At 73.4% G+C, this 4,604-nt stretch carries 3 protein-coding genes; 2 read left to right on the forward strand and 1 reads right to left on the reverse strand.

What is annotated here, in order from left to right:
• Positions 1-213 precede the first annotated feature (213 nt).
• A complete protein-coding gene (locus tag HW445_RS19420) occupies positions 214-1,434 on the reverse strand; it encodes a nucleotide sugar dehydrogenase (protein ID WP_180222263.1) in 1,221 nt (406 codons plus the stop codon).
• 314 nt (positions 1,435-1,748) lie between these two features.
• On the opposite strand from HW445_RS19420, the gene HW445_RS19425 reads away from it, so the two are divergent.
• Both HW445_RS19425 and HW445_RS19430 read left to right on the forward strand, forming a co-directional pair.
• A complete protein-coding gene (locus HW445_RS19425) occupies positions 1,749-3,455 on the forward strand; it encodes a glycerol-3-phosphate dehydrogenase/oxidase (protein ID WP_180222264.1) in 1,707 nt (568 codons plus the stop codon).
• 270 nt (positions 3,456-3,725) lie between these two features.
• On the forward strand, positions 3,726-4,604 hold an 879-nt coding region (locus tag HW445_RS19430), incomplete at its 3' end, for a serine/threonine-protein kinase (RefSeq protein WP_180222265.1).

Genomic DNA, 4,604 nt, shown 5'->3' on the forward strand with positions numbered 1-4,604 from the left:
GGGCCGCCCTGGGGCGCGCCCTGGGGCGGGACGCCGGGAGCGGCGGCGTACGGGTTGCCCTCGGCGGGCTGCTGAGGAGGTGTTGGTTGGGTCATGACAGTTCCCCCGTTGGTGCGAGCGGGTGTACGAAGAAGGGGCAGAGTAGCAGTGGAGCCCCGCCGCCATGGCCGGTTTTCGGCCAATGGACCGCCCGCCCGTGGGGGTGCCGCGTCGTCAGAGCCGGTGGGCCGCTCCGGTGGGTGTGGCGCCCCGGGTGTCCAGCAGCAGCTGGGCCTTCACCGACAGACTCTGCAGGTCGTAGGCCCGGTGCTGCTGGAGCAGGATGGTGAGGTCGGCGTTGGCGGCGGCCTCGTGGAGCGAGTCGGCGCGGGGTACGGGGCGGTCGCGAACGCGCCACTCTCCGATGTACGGGTCGTGGAAGAGGACCTGGGCGCCCAGCTCCCCGAGCCGGACGGCGATCTCCTCGGCGGGGGAGTTCCGCTCGTCGTCGAGGTCGGGCTTGTAGGTGACGCCGAGCAGCAGTACCCGGGCCCCGCGTGCGGACTTGCCGTGCTCGTTGAGCAGGGCGGCGGCCCGCCGGGCCACGTACAGGGGCATGCCGTCGTTGACCTGCCGGGCGAGTTCGACCATGCGCAGGGCGGGACCGTCGGGGTCGGCGGTGTGGGCGGTCAGGTCGCGGGGAAGGCCGTGGCCGCCGACGCCGGGGCCGGGGCGGAAGGCCTGGAAGCCGAACGGCTTGGTCTCGGCGCAGCGGATGACGTCCCAGAGGTCGACGCCGAGGCCGTGGCAGAGCACCGCCATCTCGTTGACCAGGGCGATGTTGACGTGCCGGTAGTTGGTCTCCAGCAGGTGCACCGTCTCCGCCTCGCGCAGGCCCCGGGCCCGCACCACGCGGTCGGTGATCCGGGAGTAGAAGGCGATCGCCGACTCGGTGCAGGCGGGGGTGAGGCCGCCCACGACGGTGGGGGTGTTGCCGGGCGTCCAGGAGCGGTTGCCGGGGTCGACGCGGCTGGGGGAGTAGGCGAGGTGGAAATCGCGGCCCGCCGTCAGCCCGGAGCCCCGCTCCAGCACGTCGCGCAGGAAGCCGTCGGTGGTGCCCGGGTGGACGGGCGACTCGAGGATCACGGTGGTGTGCGGTCGCAGCCGGGCGGCCAGGGTGCGGCCGGCGGAGGCGACCTCCGTGAGGTCCAGTCCGCCGTCCGCCGCACGGGTGACGGGCGCGCAGATGACGGCGGTGCGGACCCGGGCGAGTTCGTCGGGGCTGGTGGTGGGGCGGAAACCGCGGGCGAGCATGCGGCGGAGTTCGGCGGCGGTCAGGGAGCCGGAGTCCGGTCCGGTGCGGTAGCCGAGGGTGGGGACGCCGGCGGCGACGGCGGCCTGGGCCAGCGGCAGGCCGAGCGGGCCGAGGCCGATGACGGCGAGGTCTGCGGGCATGGGTGGGCCGTCCTTTCCGATAGCCGGAGTGGGACAGGGGCGCAAGCCGGGAGGTCGGAATGGGCGAGCGCACTGTCAGACTAGGAGTAAATATGACCGTTATGCGGGATTGTGGACGACGTGCGCGTGTTGATCCCGCGGATCAGCCTCAAGGGTGAAGGGACGGCAGTGACGTGCGGGAACGCCGGGCGGTCCGTCCACAGGGCAGTGAGGGGTGGTGGCCGATCCGCGACAGGCCGGTGAGAATCGATCAGCACGGGTGACCCACCCGGTTCGACCGGCAGCGGCACACGACAACAGCGTGGGAGGCAGCGGTGAGGACAGCGACACTCGGGCCGGAGCAGCGCGACGGGTCCCTGGCGGCCATGGCCGAACGGGAACTCGACGTCCTGGTCGTCGGAGGAGGGGTCGTCGGTGCGGGCACCGCGCTGGACGCCGCGACCCGGGGGCTGGTGACCGGTCTGGTCGAGGCCCGCGACTGGGCCTCCGGTACCTCCAGCCGCTCCAGCAAGCTGATCCACGGCGGACTGCGCTACCTGGAGATGCTGGACTTCGCGCTGGTCAGGGAGGCGCTGAAGGAGCGGGGCCTGCTGCTGGAGCGGCTCGCCCCCCACCTGGTGAAGCCGGTCCCCTTCCTCTACCCGCTCCAGCACAAGGCGTGGGAGCGCGCCTACGCCGGCACGGGCGTCGCGCTCTACGACGCGATGTCCCTGGCCCGCGGCCACGGCAGGGGGCTGCCGGGGCACCGGCACCTGACCCGCCGTCACGCCCTCCGCGTGGCGCCGTGTCTGCGCAAGGACGCGCTGACCGGCGCGCTCCAGTACTACGACGCCCAGATGGACGACGCCCGCTACGTCGCCACCCTGGTGCGCACCGCCGCCGCGTACGGGGCCGAGGTCGCCAACCGGACCCGCGTCACCGGCTTCGTCCGGGAGGGGGAGCGCGTGGTGGGGGCGCGGGTGAGGGACCTGGAGGGCGGCGGCGAGTACGAGGTGCGCGCCCAGCAGATCGTCAACGCGACCGGTGTGTGGACCGACGACACCCAGGCCATGGTCGGCGAGCGGGGCCAGTTCCACGTCAAGGCGTCCAAGGGCATCCACCTGGTCGTGCCCAAGGACCGCATCCACTCCTCGACGGGGCTGATCCTGCGGACGGAGAAGTCCGTGCTGTTCGTCATCCCCTGGGGGCGGCACTGGATCGTCGGCACCACCGACACCGGGTGGGACCTCGACAAGGCGCATCCGGCGGCCTCCAGCGCCGACATCGACTACCTGCTGGAGCACGTCAACTCGGTGCTGTCCGTGCCCCTCACCCGGGACGACGTGGAGGGCGTCTACGCCGGCCTGCGGCCGCTGCTGGCCGGCGAGTCCGAGGCCACCAGCAAACTGTCCCGGGAACACACGGTGGCGCACCCGGTGCCCGGGCTGGTGGTGGTCGCGGGCGGCAAGTACACGACGTACCGGGTGATGGCCAAGGACGCCGTGGACGCGGCGGTGCACGGGCTCGACCGAAGGGTCGCGCCCTGCGTCACCGAGGAGATCCCGCTGGTCGGCGCGGAGGGGTACCGGGCGCTGTGGAACGCGCGGGCGCAGATCGCCGCCCGCCACGGCCTGCACGTGGTGCGGGTGGAGCACCTGCTCAACCGCTACGGCTCGCTGGCCGAGGAGGTGCTGGCCCTGATCGCCGAGGATCCCTCGCTGGGGGCTCCGCTCGGCGGCGCCGACGACTACCTGCGGGCCGAGGTGGTCTACGCGGCCGGCCACGAGGGCGCGCTGCACCTGGACGACGTGATGACCCGGCGGACCCGCATCTCCATCGAGACCTTCGACCGGGGGACGCGCAGCGCGCGGGAGGCGGCGGAGCTGATGGCGCCGGTCCTGGGATGGGACGCGGAGCGGGTGGACCGGGAGGTCGAGCACTACGAGAAGCGGGTGGAGGCCGAGCGGGAGTCCCAGCGCCAGCCAGACGACCTCACGGCCGACGCGGCCAGGCTCGGCGCGCCGGACATCGTCCGCTCCTGACCGCCCCGGCGCCGCGCGGGGCGCCGGGGCGTGATGCGCGACCCCGGCGTGCGGAAGCGGTCGTGCCGGGGCGGCGCGGGGGAGGGCGCCCCGGGCGGGTGGGGCCGGGGTGAGAGGTGGGGGCGGGTGCGAGCGCGGTGACGACGTTGTCGTGGCAGCCCGTCATCGCTCGCGTACGGCACGCCCGTTCAGGTGCTACCCGGCGGCCCGCCCACTTGTCGGGTGGGGGACAATGGAAGCTCTGTCAGGGCGGGTTGCATGAGGGGACGCATGTCGGAGACGGAGCGGGCGGGGACACCTCGTCAGGACAGGACCGGACGTCTCCTCGCCGGGCGCTACCGACTGGAGGCGGTGCTCGGCCGAGGCGGCATGGGCACGGTCTGGCGCGCGGAGGACGAGACGCTCGGCCGGAAGGTCGCCGTCAAGGAACTGCGATTTCCGGCCAACATCGACGAGGAGGAGAAGCGCCGCCTGATCACGCGCACGCTGCGCGAGGCCAAGGCGATCGCGCGGATCCGCAACACCAGCGCGGTGACGGTCTACGACGTGGTCGACGAGGACGACCGGCCGTGGATCGTGATGGAGATCGTCGACGGCAAGTCCCTCGCCGAGGTGATCCGCGAGGACGGCACGCTCAACCCCCGCCGTGCCGCCGAGGTCGGCCTCGCCGTCCTCGACGTGCTGCGCTCCGCCCACCGCGAGGGCATCCTGCACCGCGACGTGAAGCCGTCCAACGTGCTGATGGCCGAGGACGGCCGGGTGGTCCTCACCGACTTCGGCATCGCGCAGATCGAGGGCGACCCGTCGCTCACCTCCACCGGCATGCTGGTCGGTGCCCCCTCCTACATCTCGCCGGAGCGCGCCCGCGGCCACAAGCCCGGCCCCGCGGCCGACCTGTGGTCGCTGGGCGGCCTGCTGTACGCGGCCGTCGAGGGCGTCCCGCCGTACGACAAGGGCTCCGCGATCGCCACCCTCACCGCGGTGATGACCGAGCCGGTCGAGGATCCCCGCCACGCCGGTCCGCTGCGCGAGGTCATCCTCGGCCTGCTGGAGAAGGACCCGGCCAGGCGGCTGGACGACGCCAAGGCGCGCGCGCTGCTCGGCGCCGTCCTCTCCGGCACCGCCGCCGAGGCGGAGTCGACGCCGGCG

Origin of the sequence: Streptomyces sp. UH6 (assembly GCF_013421635.1) — a bacterium.
In the GTDB taxonomy this organism is placed as follows: domain Bacteria; phylum Actinomycetota; class Actinomycetes; order Streptomycetales; family Streptomycetaceae; genus Streptomyces; species Streptomyces abyssomicinicus.